Annotated in this window: 18 protein-coding genes; 12 read left to right on the top strand and 6 right to left on the bottom strand. The window is 63.2% G+C overall.

Going from position 1 to position 15687, the window contains the following annotated elements; all coding sequences use genetic code 11:
* Positions 1 to 201 precede the first annotated feature (201 nt).
* The 6 genes from NKJ91_RS09250 to NKJ91_RS09225 all read left to right on the top strand — a co-directional run bounded on the left by NKJ91_RS09250 (position 202) and on the right by NKJ91_RS09225 (position 6132).
* Positions 202 to 1290, top strand: a complete 1089-nt coding sequence (locus NKJ91_RS09250) for an ABC transporter ATP-binding protein (RefSeq protein WP_352455280.1) — start codon at positions 202 to 204, stop codon at positions 1288 to 1290.
* A 36-nt stretch (positions 1291 to 1326) separates the two neighbouring features.
* On the top strand, positions 1327 to 2616 hold the full coding sequence (locus NKJ91_RS09245) for an ABC transporter substrate-binding protein (protein ID WP_352451581.1): 1290 nt from the start codon (positions 1327 to 1329) through the stop codon (positions 2614 to 2616).
* A 202-nt stretch (positions 2617 to 2818) separates the two neighbouring features.
* The gene (locus NKJ91_RS09240; protein WP_352455309.1) at positions 2819 to 3730 is read left to right on the top strand and encodes an ABC transporter permease; all 912 of its coding nucleotides are present in this window, start codon (positions 2819 to 2821) and stop codon (positions 3728 to 3730) included.
* A gap of 4 nt (positions 3731 to 3734) precedes the next feature.
* On the top strand, positions 3735 to 4553 hold the full coding sequence (locus NKJ91_RS09235) for an ABC transporter permease (RefSeq protein WP_352455279.1): 819 nt from the start codon (positions 3735 to 3737) through the stop codon (positions 4551 to 4553).
* Positions 4554 to 4555: 2 nt separating this feature from the next.
* Positions 4556 to 5296, top strand: coding sequence for an aspartate/glutamate racemase family protein (locus tag NKJ91_RS09230; RefSeq protein WP_352455278.1), 741 nt, complete (start codon positions 4556 to 4558; stop codon positions 5294 to 5296).
* Positions 5296 to 6132: a GNAT family N-acetyltransferase gene (locus NKJ91_RS09225; RefSeq protein WP_352455277.1), complete on the top strand. Its 837-nt coding sequence runs from the start codon at positions 5296 to 5298 to the stop codon at positions 6130 to 6132. Before NKJ91_RS09230 ends, NKJ91_RS09225 begins: the two co-directional genes overlap by 1 nt.
* Positions 6133 to 6183: 51 nt before the next feature.
* On the opposite strand, the gene NKJ91_RS09220 is transcribed toward NKJ91_RS09225, so the two are convergent.
* The 6 genes from NKJ91_RS09220 to NKJ91_RS09195 all read right to left on the bottom strand — a co-directional run bounded on the left by NKJ91_RS09220 (position 6184) and on the right by NKJ91_RS09195 (position 11118).
* Positions 6184 to 6330: a hypothetical protein gene (locus NKJ91_RS09220; RefSeq protein ID WP_352455276.1), complete on the bottom strand. Its 147-nt coding sequence runs from the start codon at positions 6328 to 6330 to the stop codon at positions 6184 to 6186.
* A gap of 76 nt (positions 6331 to 6406) precedes the next feature.
* Complete coding sequence (locus NKJ91_RS09215; RefSeq protein ID WP_352455275.1) at positions 6407 to 7699, bottom strand: NAD(P)/FAD-dependent oxidoreductase; 1293 nt, start codon at positions 7697 to 7699, stop codon at positions 6407 to 6409.
* A complete protein-coding gene (locus NKJ91_RS09210) occupies positions 7696 to 8673 on the bottom strand; it encodes a branched-chain amino acid ABC transporter permease (RefSeq protein WP_352455308.1) in 978 nt (325 codons plus the stop codon). The genes NKJ91_RS09215 and NKJ91_RS09210 overlap by 4 nt, the downstream gene beginning before the upstream one ends.
* Positions 8670 to 9578, bottom strand: a complete 909-nt coding sequence (locus NKJ91_RS09205; protein WP_352455274.1) for a branched-chain amino acid ABC transporter permease — start codon at positions 9576 to 9578, stop codon at positions 8670 to 8672. Before NKJ91_RS09205 ends, NKJ91_RS09210 begins: the two co-directional genes overlap by 4 nt.
* Positions 9575 to 10324, bottom strand: coding sequence for an ABC transporter ATP-binding protein (locus NKJ91_RS09200; RefSeq protein WP_352455273.1), 750 nt, complete (start codon positions 10322 to 10324; stop codon positions 9575 to 9577). The genes NKJ91_RS09205 and NKJ91_RS09200 overlap by 4 nt, the downstream gene beginning before the upstream one ends.
* Complete coding sequence (locus NKJ91_RS09195) at positions 10321 to 11118, bottom strand: ABC transporter ATP-binding protein (RefSeq protein WP_352455272.1); 798 nt, start codon at positions 11116 to 11118, stop codon at positions 10321 to 10323. Before NKJ91_RS09195 ends, NKJ91_RS09200 begins: the two co-directional genes overlap by 4 nt.
* Positions 11119 to 11244: 126 nt before the next feature.
* On the opposite strand from NKJ91_RS09195, the gene NKJ91_RS09190 reads away from it, so the two are divergent.
* Genes NKJ91_RS09190 through NKJ91_RS09165 form a run of 6 tightly spaced genes read left to right on the top strand, consistent with a single transcriptional unit; the run spans position 11245 to position 15624 of the window.
* Positions 11245 to 11982: a GntR family transcriptional regulator gene (locus NKJ91_RS09190; RefSeq protein ID WP_352455271.1), complete on the top strand. Its 738-nt coding sequence runs from the start codon at positions 11245 to 11247 to the stop codon at positions 11980 to 11982.
* A complete protein-coding gene (locus tag NKJ91_RS09185; protein WP_031211593.1) occupies positions 11979 to 12467 on the top strand; it encodes a DUF3830 family protein in 489 nt (162 codons plus the stop codon). Before NKJ91_RS09190 ends, NKJ91_RS09185 begins: the two co-directional genes overlap by 4 nt.
* Positions 12468 to 12827, top strand: a complete 360-nt coding sequence (locus tag NKJ91_RS09180) for a TIGR04076 family protein (protein WP_352455270.1) — start codon at positions 12468 to 12470, stop codon at positions 12825 to 12827.
* Entirely contained in the window at positions 12824 to 13879 is a 1056-nt protein-coding gene (locus tag NKJ91_RS09175) for an aldo/keto reductase (protein WP_352455269.1), read from the top strand. The genes NKJ91_RS09180 and NKJ91_RS09175 overlap by 4 nt, the downstream gene beginning before the upstream one ends.
* An 8-nt stretch (positions 13880 to 13887) precedes the next feature.
* Positions 13888 to 14316 (top strand): DUF4440 domain-containing protein, encoded by a 429-nt coding sequence (locus tag NKJ91_RS09170; RefSeq protein ID WP_023676059.1) that lies wholly within the window; start codon positions 13888 to 13890, stop codon positions 14314 to 14316.
* A 48-nt stretch (positions 14317 to 14364) separates the two neighbouring features.
* Positions 14365 to 15624: an ABC transporter substrate-binding protein gene (locus NKJ91_RS09165; protein WP_352455268.1), complete on the top strand. Its 1260-nt coding sequence runs from the start codon at positions 14365 to 14367 to the stop codon at positions 15622 to 15624.
* Positions 15625 to 15687 lie beyond the last annotated feature (63 nt).

The following is a 15687-nucleotide window of genomic DNA, read 5'->3' as shown; positions in this document are numbered from 1 at the left end:
GAATACAGAGATGAAAAAGATTGCATACGATCTTTGCGAAGATCGGCGGCAATCGCCTATAATTTGTGCATTGCACAAGGGCGACGTATCGGCAGCTATATAGAGGCGGCCCTGATTTCTTCGAGGATTCAGTCGGTTGGTGCGGCGGCGCGCAACTGGCACGCATGATGCTTTGGCTAATCCGACCAAAGGGGAAGCTGGATGTCCAAAGCCGCCGAAATCGACATTGTGTCCGTTTCGAAAGTCTATGGCGCGACGACTGCCGTCGAAGGCATCAGCCTGAAAATCCCTGCGGGAACCTATTGCTGCCTGCTCGGTCCGTCCGGCTGTGGCAAGACCTCGACGCTGCGCATGATCGCCGGGCACGAGAGCATATCGAGTGGCGACGTGCGTCTCGGCAACACAGTGGTCACCGACCTGCCGCCGGCCAGGCGCGGCACTGCCATGATGTTCCAGTCCTACGCACTGTTTCCGCATCTCGACCTGATCGACAATGTCGCCTTCAGCCTGAAGATGAAAGGCGTCGGCAAGGAGGAGCGCCGCGCCAAGGCACTCGACATGCTGAAGCTGATGCAAATGGAGGCCTATGCCAGCCGCCGCCCGGCGCAGCTTTCCGGCGGGCAGCAGCAGCGCGTTGCTCTTGCGCGCGCATTGATCACCGATCCCGAGGCGCTGTTGCTCGACGAACCGCTTTCGGCGCTCGATCCTTTCCTGAAGATCCGCATGCGAGCCGAACTGAAGAAGCTGCAGACGTCGCTCGGCATCACTTTCGTCCACGTCACCCACAGCCAGGAAGAGGCGATGGCGCTGGCCGACCTGATCGTGGTGATGAACGACGGCCGTATCGAGCAGGCGGCGCACCCTCGCACGGTGTTCGAGCGGCCGGCCACGGCCTTCGTCGCTCGTTTCATGGGCGACCACAATGTCATCTCCGGGCGCGTCGCCGGCAGTCGCGACGGCATGGTCGTTTTCGATGTGCCCGGCGGCGTCACGCTCGCCGCCAGCGGGCAGGGCAGGGAGACCGGGGAACCCATCGACATCGCCATTCGCACCGACCACGTGCGCATCGGCGAGCCGCCGGCAGCCGGGCTCGGCTTCACCGGCATCGTTTCAAACATCGAGTACCGCGGTTCGACCGTGAAGCTCTCGGTCAATGGCGCCGGCATCGAGGATTTCACGGTAATCGTCGACGACACCAGCTTCTTCGCCAGGCCGGTTGCCGTCGGCGACGCAGTGCCGATCGCCTGGGACGCCGAGGACGCGATCGTCCTTGGCCGTCTCGATTCCTGAAATCCAGCATAACCAACCAAAACAGGGGAACTGAACATGACCAACACCACCGACAAGAAGACTGGAATATCGCGACGTTCGCTGCTCAAGACAGGTGCCGCCGCCGTCGGTTTCGCCGCCGGTTCCGGCGCCATATCAGGCTTTCCGACCATCTGGGCGCAATCGAACATCACCCTGCGCCAGTTCGGCACCGGCGTATCCAACCTCAATGCCATCGCCGACAAGTGCAAGGCCGACCTTGGCATCACGCTGGAGATGACAGCAACCGATTCCGACGCCGCCGCGCAGCGCGCCGTGACGCAGCCCGACAGCTACGACATCGCCGACATCGAATACTGGATCTGCAAGAAGGTGTTCCCGACAGGCGTCCTGCAGCCGATGGATGTCACCAAGCTGAAATATTACGACGAGCTGGTGCCGCTGTTCAAAACCGGCAAGCTGACGCCCGACAGCGTCATTGCCCAGGGCACCGCACCGCATACGGTCGGTTACGTCGAGGCCCAGGACAGCAAGGTTTTCGCCAAGGCGCCGACCAATTGGTTCACCATGGTGCCGACGATCTACAATGCCGATACGCTCGGCATCCGCCCCGACCTCGTCGGCCGCGATATCACCACCTGGGCCGACATCATGGATCCGGCCTTCAAGGGCAAGACCGCCATCCTCAACATCCCATCGATCGGCATCATGGATGCGGCGATGATCATGGAGGCAACGGGCAACATCAAATACGCCGACAAGGGCAACATGACCAAGGAGGAGATCGACAAGACGATCGACTTCCTGATCAAGGCCAAGCAAGCCGGCCAGTTCCGCGCCTTCTGGAAATCCTTCGACGAGAGCGTCAACCTGATGGCTTCAGGCGAAGTGGTCATCCAGTCGATGTGGTCGCCGGCCGTGGCCGCGGTCCGCTCCAAGGGCATCGCGTGCCGGTTCCAGCCGCTCAAGGAAGGCTACCGGTCCTGGGGTGGCGGGCTTGGCCTGGCAGCCCATCTCTCCGGCGCCGAACTCGATGCCGCCTATGAATACATCAACTGGTACACGTCCGGCTGGGTTGGCGGCTATCTCAACCGCCAAGGCTATTACTCGGCCAACATGGTGTCGGCCAAGAAGTTCATGTCCGAGGACGAGTGGGGCTACTGGATCGAAGGCAAGCCGGCAAAGGGCGATATCCTGTCGCCGGACGGCAAGGTCATGGAAAAGGCTGGCGCCGTGCGTGACGGCGGCTCTTTCGAAGAGCGCATGGGCAAGGTCGCCTGCTGGAACTCGGTCATGGACGAGGACCGCTACATGGTGAAGCGCTGGAACGAGTTCATCGCTGCGTAGGTACAACGTCTTCCCCTTCTCCCCTTGTGGGAGAAGGTGGATTGGCGCGCAGCGCCAAGACGGTTGAGGGGTGCTGGCCGGAGCGCTGTTGGTGCCAAGCTGGAACACCCCTCATCCGACCGAGCTTCGCTCGGCCACCTTCTCCCACAGGGGGAGAAGGAAAGGCGGCTTCGCCGCATCGCTGACTTATACCGAGATGTTCATGACAGTCACGCTCGAACGCCCCGCCACCGCCGCCGCCAAACCCGCCAGACGCCGCCGGCTCTCGATCGGCGCCCTCGTCCCCTATCTCCAGGCAACACCACTTGCCCTGATCCTCGGCGCGTTCCTCCTGCTGCCAATTCTGATGATCGCCGTGGTCTCATTCTGGGATTACGATTTCGCGGCGATGTATCCGGATTTCCTGACCACCAATTATTCCGACACGCTCGGCTCCTGGGTCACCTGGAAAACCTACCTGAACACGCTGAAATACGCCGCCATCGTCTGGGCGCTGACGCTGTTCATCGGTTTCTGGGTCGCCTATTTCCTTGCCTTCCATATCAGGACCGCGGCCATGCAGATGGTGCTGTTCCTTGTCTGCACGGTGCCGTTCCTGACCTCCAACATCATCCGCATGATCTCGTGGATTCCGGTGCTTGGCCGCAATGGCCTGGTCAACTCGACGCTGGTGCAAATGGGGCTGATCCCGAAGCCGATCGAATGGCTGCTCTATTCCGAATTCGCCGTGGTGCTGGCCATGGTGCATCTCTATACGCTATTCATGGTGACGCCGATCTTCAACACGCTGATGCGCATCGACAAGTCGTTGATAGAAGCCGCGCGCGACGCCGGCGCTTCCGGCTGGCAGGTTCTGTGGAACGTCGTCATTCCGCTCGCCAAGCCCGGCATGGCGATCGGCACCATTTTCGTCGTCACCCTGGTGATGGCCGACTTCTCGACGGTGCAGGTGATGTCCGGCGGGCAGAGCGCCTCCGTCGCGCTGATGATGAAGAACCAGATGTCGCTGCTGCAATATCCGGCAGCCGCCGCCAACGCCGTCGTGCTCTTGGTGCTGGTGCTGCTGATGGTCGCGGGCATCCTGCGCATCGTCGACATCCGCAAGGAGCTGTGAGGCGATGAGCCAGGACAAGCGCACCCTCGAATTCCATGTGTTGGCGGCGTTCTTCGGTCTTTTCGTGTTGTTCCTCTACGGCCCGCTTTCGGCGATCCTGATCCTCTCTTTCCAGGGCGAGAACGGCGGTCTGACATTTCCGCTGAACGGCGTGTCGCTGCACTGGTTCGCCAATTTGTTCGAGCGCCAGGCGGTCGGCGACTTCGGCGGCAGCTTCAAACGCTCGCTCGTCCTTGGCCTGATGGTGATGGTCGTCACTGTCGCCGTGTCGCTGCTCGCCGGCCTGGCCTTCCGGCAGAAATTTCGCGGCGCAACCGCACTGTTCTATCTGGCCGTCGCCAGCCTGGTCGTGCCGTCGATCATCATCAGTCTCGGCATCGGCGTCGTCTTTCAGCAGATCGGCTTCCGCCCCGCCTGGTACACCTCCGCTTTCGGCGCCCATCTGACCTGGACCTTGCCTTTCGGCGTGCTGATTATGTTTGCTGTCTTCAACCGGTTCTCGCCAGCCTATGAGGAAGCCGCGCGCGATCTCGGAGCATCGTCGTGGCAGACCTTTGCCCATGTCGTGCTGCCGATGATCGCGCCCAGCCTGATCGGCGTCGGCCTGTTCGGCTTCACTCTGTCATATGACGAGTTCGCCCGCACGCTGATGACCTCGGGCACGTTCAACACGCTGCCGCTCGAAATCTACGGCATGACGACGAATGTCACGACGCCGGTGCTCTATGCGCTGGGCACCGTGACGACCGTGTTTTCCTTCCTGGTGATCCTGCTGACGCTCGGCGCAATCGTCTATGTCGGCCGCCGCCGCGAGCGTGCCTGACCGTGCAGATCCTCGTCGTCAATCCGAACACCACCGCCAGCATGACCGAGACTATCGCGGTCGCCGCCCGATCGGTCGCTGCTCAATCGACGAAGATCGTTGCCGTCACCTCTACGATGGGCCCGGTGTCGATCGAAGGCTATTACGATGAAGCGCTTGCCGTGCCCGGCCTGCTGGTCGAGATCGCCGCCGGCGAACGCTCGGGCGCGCAAGCCGCGATCATTGCCTGTTTCGACGACACCGGCCTCGATGCCGCGCGCGCCATGGCCAACATTCCGGTCATCGGCATTTGCGAGGCATCGCTCAGCACGGCCTCGTTCATCGCCCAGCGCTTCACCGTCGTCACCACCACCGGACGTTCGCGCGTGCCGGTCGAAGGGTTGGTGCAGCGCTATGGCATGGCAGGGCGCGCGCGTGTGCGCGCCGCCGACATCCCGGTTCTTGCCCTCGAAGATCCAGCGTCCGACGCACTGCTCAGGCTGCGCAACGAGATTGCGCGCGCCATCGACGAGGATCGCGCCGAGGCGATCGTGCTCGGCTGTGCCGGCATGGCCGATCTGGCGGCGGCGCTGCAGCGGGAATTCGGGCTTCCGGTCATCGACGGCGTGGGCGCTGCCGTGAAACAGGCCGAGGCATTGATCGCCCTTGGCCTGACGACATCCAAGCGCGGCGCCTATGCAAGCCCGTTGGCAAAGTCTTATCATGGCGCGTTGAAATCCTTCGCGCCTGGCGCCGCCGAGTGATGCCCCGAACGATCCGAACGCTCGCACGTGAAGAAGTGCAAACCCTTGTCGATTGGGCGGCGGCGGAAGGCTGGAATCCCGGCCTTAACGATGCCGCGCTGTTCCAGGCAGCCGACCCCCAGGGCTTCATCGGCGCCTTTATCGATGGCGAGATGGCGGCCGGCATTTCGGCCGTTGCCTATGGCGACGGTTTCGGCTTCATCGGCCTCTACATCTGCCGGCCGGACAAGCGTGGCCAAGGCCATGGCAAGGTCGTTTGGGATGCCGGCACGGCGCGGCTCGGCAAGCGCACGATCGGCCTCGACGGTGTCATCGAACAGCAGGCCAACTACCGCAGCATGGGTTTTGCACCGGCCTACCGGACGATCCGGTTCATGGGGTCACCGAATGTCCCGGCAGCCGTCGGCAACGACATTCGCGCCATAGGGCCGGAACTCGTGCCGGACATACTGGACTATGACCGCCGCTTCTTTCCCGGCCCGAGGCGATCCTTCCTGGAACACTGGCTGCGCCCGCCGCATATGGCGCTTGCGATCCTCAAGCACGGCGCCATTGCGGGATACGGCGTCGCGCGCCGATGCCGGGACGGCTGCAAGGTCGGCCCGCTCTTTGCCGACAGCCTGGACGCGGCAAGCCATCTCTTCGCCGCGCTCGCGCACATGTCCGGTCCCGGAAACGTCCATCTCGACGTTCCCGAAACCAGCCGGCAATTTGCAGAGTTGCTGTCGTCCGCAGGCCTTCAACCGGGCTTCGAGACGGCTCGGATGTACAAGGGAAAGGCGCCGCAGCTCATGCAGTCCGGAGTTTTTGCGATAACGACGTTGGAGTTGGGGTGAGGCGGTACAAGCCGACTTCCAGTGCAAAGTCGGGCAACAGGACTACGCGGTCTATTTTTCCTGAACTGAAATGCCGGAATCGTCGATGCGAAGTTCCACGCCTTTCGGCCTAGTCTCCTCGCGATAAATGTAAATCCCCAACGCAATAACGGCGACGGCCAAAGCGCCGATGATAAGATAAAGATAGTTCTGCTTCATCCGCTGTCGTTAACAACATGATGTGGGCGAGTCTAGCAGTTCGGGTATCAGGACGGCGGCCGGAGACGCACCTCGATCAGCCATCCAGCCGGTCGCGCAGCATGCTCCAGGGGAGCACCATGTTTGGTGCATGCCGCATCAGGCTATGGAACGGGATCGGCGACGGCGGCGCAAACGGCAGCGGCAAATCCTGAGGCTTTGTTCCATCAGCCCAATCCGCAAGCACCTTGCCCATGCTCGTGGTCATGGCGATGCCGCGTCCGTTGCACGCCAGGCCGGCGATCAGCCCGGGGCCGAGATCGACGAGGTGCGGCAGGAAGTCGGGCTCGACGGCAGCCATCCCCGACCAGCTGTATTCAAGCGGCGGGATGTCCGGGAGATCGAGATGCCCGGCAAGCCGCCGCCAGATCGCCCGCGGCACCCGCGTGTCGGCACCGGGGCCAAAAACATGCATGCCGCCGGTGATCAGCCTGTTTTCGCCGTCGAAGCGGAAGGTGAAGAGATTGCGTCTTGTGTCGCCGACGCCTTGCCCGCCAGGAAGCAGGCGAGTGCGTATTTCGCGCGGCAGCGGCGCTGTCGCGATCTGGAAGATTTTCAGCGGGAAATAGGTTCGCTGCAACGCGCGATCCAGCGCTCCGCCATAGGCGTTGGTGGCGACCAGCACCTTTCCTGCGCGTACCGAACCGGAGGCCGTCTTCAAAGCCCAACCATCGCCTATGTGATCGATCGACGCGACACGCGTATGCTCGAAGATGCGCGCTCCGGCCTTTTCCGCCGCGTCGGCCAATCCGCGCGCATATTCGACCGGATTGAGGACGCCACCCGATCTGTCGATCCAGCCGCCGAGATAACCGCGAACGCCGGTCAGCTCTTCGACCGCTTGTCTATCCAGCGCAACAGCCGGCCTTGCGCGTGGTGCCCATTGTTCGGCGCGCGATCTGGTCTTTTGCAAAGCGGCCGGTGAATGGGCTGGTTGTATCCAGCCGCTCTGGACGGCATCGCATTCGATGGCATGCCGCCTGATCAGGTCGAAGACGAGGTCGGCGCTGCCGGCGGCGAAATCTACAAGGCGTTCGCCGCGTTCGGGCCCGAGCTGGGCAATGATATCGTCGGGGTCTCTTTTCGCGAAATTCGGCACGACGAAGCCGGCATTCCTGCCGGTTGCCCCCCAGGCGATGATTTCCGCCTCGAGGACTGCAACCGAGATGCCTTTCTCGGCACTGTGCAGCGCGGTGGAAAGGCCTGAAAACCCGCCGCCGACAATTGCCAGATCGACATCGAGTGCGCCTTCGAGGGTGGGCCGGTCGCGGCGACTGCGGCTGACGGCATGCCAAAGGGAAACGCCGTGCGGCCGGGTCACAGCGTTCATGAGCCGCTCTCGCTCGGGGCCACGCGTGCACGCTTGCCGAACCTTGGACGCCGCGGCCTGTCGCCAAACAGGCCGTTCGGCCTGACCAGAAGGATGACGCACAGCATCACGCCGATGGCGACGATCTGCAGCGAAGCGGCGCGGGCCTGTTGTTCGGGCGAGAACAACGTACTGGTCAAGGCTCCCGATCCGGCCCATATCGCCCAGACCAGGATGCTGCCGATGACGGCGCCGATGTTGCTGCCCGAGCCACCGACGATCAGCATCACCCAGACCTGGAAAGTCAGCGCCGGCAAATAATTGTCCGGGGCGATGAAGCCGGTGAAATGCGCCTGCAGCGCACCGGCAAGCGCCATGATGGCGCCACCGACGACAAAGGCCTGGACGCGGTAGAACCGTGCGCTTTTGCCTAGGGATATCGCGGCCCGCTCATCCTCGCGAAGCGCCTTCAACACGCGCCCCCACGGGCTGCGTGACAGATGCTCCAGCGCGAGATAGACGATCAGCGTCACCACCGAGACGATCGCAAGGTTCGAAAGGTTGAACAGCAACGGCGTTTCGGCAAGACCGCCGAACGGACGCGGAATGAAGCCGATGCCGAACGGCCCGCCGGTCAGCTTCTGGGCATTGAGCGCTACCAGTTGCACGACGACGGCGACGCCGAAAGTAGTGATCGCCAGATAGTCCGATCTCAGACGTAGCGTGGCAATGCCGGTGATGGCGGCGGCGACGCCGCCCAACAGCATGGCGCCAAGCCAGCCGATAAGGATCGGCAGGTCGAAGCCGCCCAGGCGCGCGGCATCGTCGGGCGTGGTCAGCAGCGCCGAGGTGTAGGCGCCGATGGCAACGAAGCCGGCGACCCCGACATTGAAAAGCCCGGTCAGCCCCCATTGCAGATTGAGCCCGAGCGTGATGAGCGAAAAGATCAGCGCGGTGGTCAGGAAGAAGGCGCCGTAGCCGAGCAGATCCATCAGCGTTCCCTCACTCCGAAAAGGCCGATGGGCCGCACGAACAGCACCGCCATCAGGATGATGAACGAGACGGCTGCCCGCCATTCGGCGCCGATCAATTGCACGGCAGCCGCTTCGGCCATGCCGATGATCAGGCCGCCGAGAACGGCGCCGGGCACGCTGCCGATGCCGCCGAGGATGGCGGCCGCGAACATCGGCAGCAGCATCTCGAAACCCATGAACGGGCGGATCTGGATGAGAATGCCGATCATGACGCCGGCGACGCAGGCCAGCGCGCCGCCGATGATCCAGGTGACGCGCACCACCCTGGCGACGTCGATGCCGACGATGCGGGCAAGTGCCGCGTTCTGGCTCAATGCCTGCATCGAGCGGCCGGTCTGGGTCCGCGTCATCAGGAGATGCACGCCGAGCACCAGCACGGCGGTCAGCAGCAGCAGCGCGATCTGGTCGGGGGTGATGCGGATGCCGAAACCTATCGGCATCGCGATCTGGATCGCCCGGCTGAAATAGGTCGGACGCGAGGTGAAGATGAATTCGAGCAGGCTTCTCAGCGCCATCGAGGCGCCGAAGCTCGCCATCACCACGATGATCGCCTGGCCCTTGGCCCGCAGCCGCGCGAACAGCACCATGTCGAGCGCCAGCGCCAGCAGGCCGGTGGCCGCCATGCCGATGATGAGCGCGACGATCAGCGGCCAACCGAAGGAGAGGGGCGTGATCGGCGCGATCTTGCCGAAAATCGCGCCAATGGCGCCAACCACGGCGAGCGTCGCATAGGCGCCCCAGGCCATGAAGTCGCCATGGGCGAAGTTCGAGAAGCGCAGGATCGAATAGGTGAGTGTCACGCCGATGGCGCCGAGGCCGATCATCGACCCTGCCAGCAGTCCGTCGACGACGAATTGCAGGTTCATGCCGCGCTTCCTTGTCCAAGGTCGAGGCGGCGCTGGCCAAGATAGAGTTCAGCGACGACCGGGTCGTTCCAGAGCTCGGAGGCGACGCCCTGGTGCCGGTCGCTGCCCTCGACCAGCACATAGGCGCGATCGCCGATGGCAAGCGCTGCCTTGGCGTTCTGTTCGACCAGCAGAATGGTGACGCCGGACTTTCGGATGCCGGCCAGCATCTCGAACACCATCGCCACGAATTTCGGCGACAGGCCGGCCGACGGCTCGTCGAGCACCAGCACCTTGGGATGGACGATCAACGCCCGGGCGACGGCCAGCATCTGCCGCTGTCCACCCGACAGATTGCCCGCGGCCGTTCTGCGCTGACGGGCGAGATCGGGAAAGGCCGCATACATTTCCTCGATGCGGGCTGGGACCTCGCGCGGCCTCAGGATGCCGCAGGCGACCCTGAGATTGTCCTCGACCGACATCAGCGGGAAGATGTTCTCTGTCTGTGGCACGAAGGCAAGGCCAAGGCGGACCATGATGTGAGCGGGCGACGCCGTGATATCCTTGCCGTCCAGCAGCACCGTGCCGCCGGTGATCGGGACAAGGCCGGCGATGGCCTTGATAAGGCTCGACTTGCCGGCGCCGTTGGGACCGAGAACGACGACGATCTCGCCCTGGTCGACGGTGATCGAAGCGCCGCGCACGATCGGAACGCCAGGCTCGTAGCCGGCTTCGAGATCGCGGACATCGAGTACCTTTTGGCTCATGCCGTGCCTCCGAGGTAGGCCTCGATGACGCGCGGGTCGCGCGCCACCTCCTCCGGGGTGCCTTCGCACAGAAGCTGGCCGCTCGCCATGACCAGCACGCGGTGGCAAAGCCGCGTCACCATGTCGATATTGTGCTCGATCAGCAGGAAAGTGATGCCGCGCGCATTGATGTCGCGGATGCGGTCGATAATGATCTCGAGCAGGGTTGCGTTGACCCCGGCCGCCGGCTCGTCGAGCAGGATGATCGCCGGGTCGGCCATCATCACGCGGGCCAACTCGAGCAGCTTGCGCTGGCCGCCTGAAAGCACGCGCGCAGGTTCGTGCGCGAGGTGAGCGATCGTGACGAGCTCGAGCAGTTCGACGGCTCTTGTCTCGGCAGCCCTTTCTTCGGCAGCGACCCGCCGGGGCGTCAGGAAATTGGCGAGCAGTTTTTCTCCGGCCTGCCCTTGCGCGGCCAGCATGACGTTTTCGATCAGCGTCAGGTTAGGCAAGGGCCGGGGGATCTGGAATGTGCGGCCAAGGCCGCGGCCAATGCGGCGATGGGCAGCTTCCCCCGACACCGATACGCCGTTGAGGAGGATTTCGCCGCTGGTCGGCAGAATGCTGCCGGCGAGCAGGTCGAACATCGTGGTCTTGCCGGCGCCGTTCGGGCCGATAAGGCCAAGTATTTCGCCCGGCCGGACGTCGAACGAGACATTGTTGACCGCGACCAGGCCGCCGAAGCGTCTGAGGACGTTCCTGGCCGTGAGGACCGGCGTACGGATCTCCTCCTGCCGTTCCGTCGTGTCGCTCATCAATTCCTCTGGCCGAAAAGCGATCTTCGTCGCCTATGATTTGATTTGTGATCACGCTTGCTTTGATCACGCTATTCGGCTTTAATTTCTTCCGCAAGCCGAAAACGGCCATGACCGGGATTGCCTATGCAGAAGGCCGCCATCGAAAAGAACAATGAGATGATCGCAGCCCAGCTTACGCCGGTCGGCCGCGAGACCGTGCAGGATCGCGTCTATTCGGAGCTGCGCCGCGCCTTGATCGGCGGCCTTTTCGAGCCGAGCCAGGTTCTGACCATCCGCGGCCTCGCCGACGCGCTGGTCACCAGCACCATGCCGGTGCGCGAGGCGCTCGGACGGCTGATCACCGAGAAGGCACTGGAGGCGCTTCCCAACCGTTCGGTGCGCGTGCCGCCGATCACGCTGGAGCGCATCGACGACCTCTTGCGCGCCCGCTCTCTGATCGAGGGCGAAGCGATCGCGCTGGCCGCCACGCGCATGAACCCGCCCCAGATCGCTTCGGTCGAAGCCATGCTCGGCGAGTGGGACGAGATGCGGGCGCTGAAGCACAAGAAGGATATCGACCGCGAGGCCACGCTCAACCAGAGCTTCCATTTCGAGATCTACCGTTGCTGCGGTTCCGCCGTGCTGATCCCGATGATCGAGAGCCTGTGGTTGCAATCCGGGCCTTGCATCCGCGTTGCCATTTACGCCTTCTCCGACGCCGGCGAGGTCGATACGGCCCATTACCACCGCAGCATCGTCGCAGCGCTTTCCAGGCAGGATGCGCAAGCGGCGCGCGAGGCGCTGGTGGCCGACATCAGCCGGCCCTTCGCCTTTCTGCGCGACAAGCTCCAATCCACAAGCAAGGAAGGATTGAGGGCATGACGGTGCCTGGCATCAACATCACCGAGCCACACTCGATGCTTTCCGTGACCGCGCTGCTGTTGCCTGAAAAGGCGCCCGACAACGCTGCCTTCCTGCTGGCGTATCTCGAGCAGCCGCGCGTCGTTGCCGGCATCCATGCGATGTGGACGGGGCCGGAAATCTCCTGCCCGGTTCCATCAGCCGAACTTGAGGGCCAAACCTATGCCAGGCCCTTGCCGGCGGAAAACGCAACGCTGACGCCGCAGCCGGGCGACATCGTGTTGTCCTACGTGCCGCCGCGCATGTGGGGCGGCAACCCGAATGCCATCTTTGACGTCGGCCTGTTCTACGGAGCGGGTGCACGCCTGCTGTTCCCGATCGGCTGGCTTGCCGGAAGCGTCGTCGCGCAGGTGGTGCCTGAGGATCGCGATAAATTCGCAGCTGCTTGTGGCGTGATCCGCCGCAACGGTGCCTGCGACATCACCTTCACCCGGGTGGAGATCTGAATGGCTGAGACCGACGACACTTTCGAACTCTTCGACCTTCGCGTCGAGGCGGTTGTCCCCGAGGGCAAGCCGATCTATTGCGGCGCCAAGGCCGGCGACTATTTCGAGTTGAAGGGCGAGATGCTGTCGATGCCGGCGGGGCAAGGTTTCTCGATCTATTCCATTGCGGCAGTGTTGCCGCTTCTGGCCGCAAAGCAGCGCCCGACCCACAGGAACGACTGGATGACGTCGGACGCCGAGATCGCTTGTCCGGATCCCAATTGTGCCAGCCGGCTCCGGATCGTCAGGACCGGCAAGCGGCGGTTCAGCCATGCCGAAACGACGGCGGTGCCGCTGCCGAAGGAGAATGACCGGAGATGACCGCCAAGGCTTTCGAGCTCAGCCCCGGCTATACGATCTCGCGCGTCATTCGCGGCGGCTGGCAGCTTGCCGGCGGGCACGGCGCGATCGACCGCCAACAGGCGGTAACCGACCTGATCGCCACCTTCGACGCCGGCATCAGGACCTATGATTGCGCCGATATCTATACCGGTGTCGAAGAGCTGATCGGCACGGCGCGCCTACGCCTTGCCAATGAGCGTGGCCTCGACGCTGCCACCAAAATGAAGGTGCACACCAAGCTGGTACCTGACCTGGAAAGGCTTTCCAATATCAGCCGCGACTACATCAGAGGCATCGTCGAGCAGTCGCTGCGGCGGCTGAAGACCGAGCGGCTCGATCTCGTGCAGTTCCACTGGTGGGACTATGCGCTGCCCGGCTACGTCGAAGCGATGGGCTGGCTCAACGAAATCCGCAGGGAAGGCAAGGTGCGCAACATCGGCACCACGAACTTCGACACGCCGCGGTTGGCCGAGATCCTGGCCGCCGGCGTGCCGCTGGTCAGCCAACAATTGCAATACTCGGTGCTCGACCAGCGGCCAGCCAACAGCCTTGCAGCGCTCGCCAGCCGGCATGGCGTCAGTTTCCTCTGCTACGGTTCGGTGGCGGGCGGCTTCCTCAGCGAAAAATGGCTTGGCGCTGCCGAGCCGCAGACGCCGCTCGAAAACCGATCGCTGGTCAAATACAAGCTGATCATTGACGACTTTGGTGGCTGGGAGCTTTTCCAGGAGTTGCTTCGCACACTGAAGGCCGTCGCCGACCGCCACGGCGTCGATATCGCCACCATCGCCAGCGCCTGGGTGCTGGAGCAGCCGCAAGTGGCGGCCGTCATCGTCGGCGCCCGCAACCAGGCGCACGCCCTTGCCAATGCCAGAATCATGGACGTCGCGCTCGATGCCGACGACCGGGCGAGGATCGCTGCCGTGATCGCGCAAAGCCGTGGGCCGCTGGGCGACGTCTACACATTGGAACGCGACCGTCACGGCCGCCACGGCTCGATCATGCATTACAATTTGAATGCAGGCAGGAAATGAACGCGGCCATGGACGAAAAGCCCTCCTTGCTTTCCCGCGCCAGCGCCGAGGTGGTCGATCTCCACCGCTTCTTCGTCGACTGGTTCAATGCGGCGAGTGCGGACAATGCAGATTTCAGGCGCTTCGAACGCGTCATGGGCGAAGGCTTCTGCATGGTTGTGCCGGATGGCCAGGTCCTCGATCGTGACGCGGTGCTCGACCATGTCAGGGCAAGCCGCGCCACTTGTGACGGCGATTTCACCATCTCGATCGAGGAAATCCGGGCCGGCTGGCAACAAGGCGACACGATCGTCGTCAGCTACATCGAAGCGCAGCAGCGCGCCGGCAAACATAGCCGCCGCCGCTCGAGTGCCGTTTTCACCACCAGTTCATCGGCGCCCAACGGCGTCGAATGGCGACATCTGCATGAAACCTGGCTGCAGATGCCGGAAGGCTGAACAGGCTCAAGACATCAATGAGAGTCGTGTAACGAAAGGGGAACAACAATGAAAAAGACCATACTTCAGATCACCACCGCGCTCGCACTGCTGACAGCGGCCGGCGCAGCGCAAGCCGCCGATTGCAAGATCACCGTCGGCCTCGTCATGGAACTGACAGGCCCGGCCGGCGAGTACGGCCAGGCCGGCGCCAAATCGGTCGAGATGGCCTTCCGCGACATCAACGATGCGGGCGGCGTCCGCGGCTGCGATCTCGCGACCGACACGCGCGACAGCCAGAGCCAGGGCAACATTGCGGTCGACGCCGCGACGCAGCTCGTGCAGGTCAAGAAGGTGCCGGTGATCATCGGCGGCATCATCTCCTCGGTGTCGATCCCGATCCTGACCTCGGTCACCGCTCCGGCCAAGATAGTCCAGGTGTCGCCTGCTTCCTCGTCGCCGACGCTGACGGCGCTCGGGCGCGACGGCAAGACCAACGGCATCTTCTTCCGCACCATCACATCTGATGCGCTGCAGGGCGTCGCTGCCGCCAAATATGCCATCGACAAAGGCTTCAAGAAGCTGTCGGTCATCCACGTCAACAACGACTTCGGCGTCAACATGGTGGCGGAATTTTCGCGCGCCTATAAGGCACTCGGCGGCACCATCGTCTCCGACACGCCCTACAATGAAAAGCAGTCGAGCTATGCCTCGGAAGTGACGGCGGCGATGGCCGGCGAGCCCGACGGGCTTTATCTCGTCAGCACGCCTGTCGACGGCGCAACCATCGCCCGCACCTGGATTTCGCAGGGCGGTGTCCAGAAATTCCTGCTCAATGACGGCATGAACAGCCCGGACTTCATCGAATCCGTTGGCGCGGATTATCTGAAGGATGCGTACGGCACTTCCTCCGGCACCAGCCCGACCGCATCGACCGAGTATTTCACCAAGAACTACAAGGAATTTTCGGGCATCGAACCGTCGAACCCGGCGGCCGACCGGTCGTATGATGCCGGCGCCATCGTCGGCCTGGCCATCGCCATTGCGGGCTCCGAGGATCCGGCCAAGATCAAGGAGGCGATGTACAAGGCGGTCGACCCGACCGGCACGCCGATCTATGCCGGCAAGGACGAGTTCGCCAAGGCGCTCGGCCTGATCAAGGACGGCAAGCCGATCCGCTACGAAGGCGTCATCGGCCCGGTCGCCTTCGACAAATACGGCGACATCACCGGCCCGTTCCGCCTCTGGAAGATCGTCGATGGCAAGGTGACGACCGACGGCGAAATGACTACGGATGACGTCAACGCCCTGCAGGCGAAGCTTCAGTAAGCCGCCTATGTCTTGTTCGGCATCGATCCCATTCCATTGAGGTTGATGCCGGACACTTGCATG

The sequence above is a fragment of the Mesorhizobium sp. M0040 genome (assembly GCF_040323505.1).
Classification (GTDB): Bacteria; Pseudomonadota; Alphaproteobacteria; order Rhizobiales; family Rhizobiaceae; genus Mesorhizobium.
Note: the sequence above shows the minus strand (reverse complement) of the source record. Positions and strands in the feature narration are given on the sequence as shown.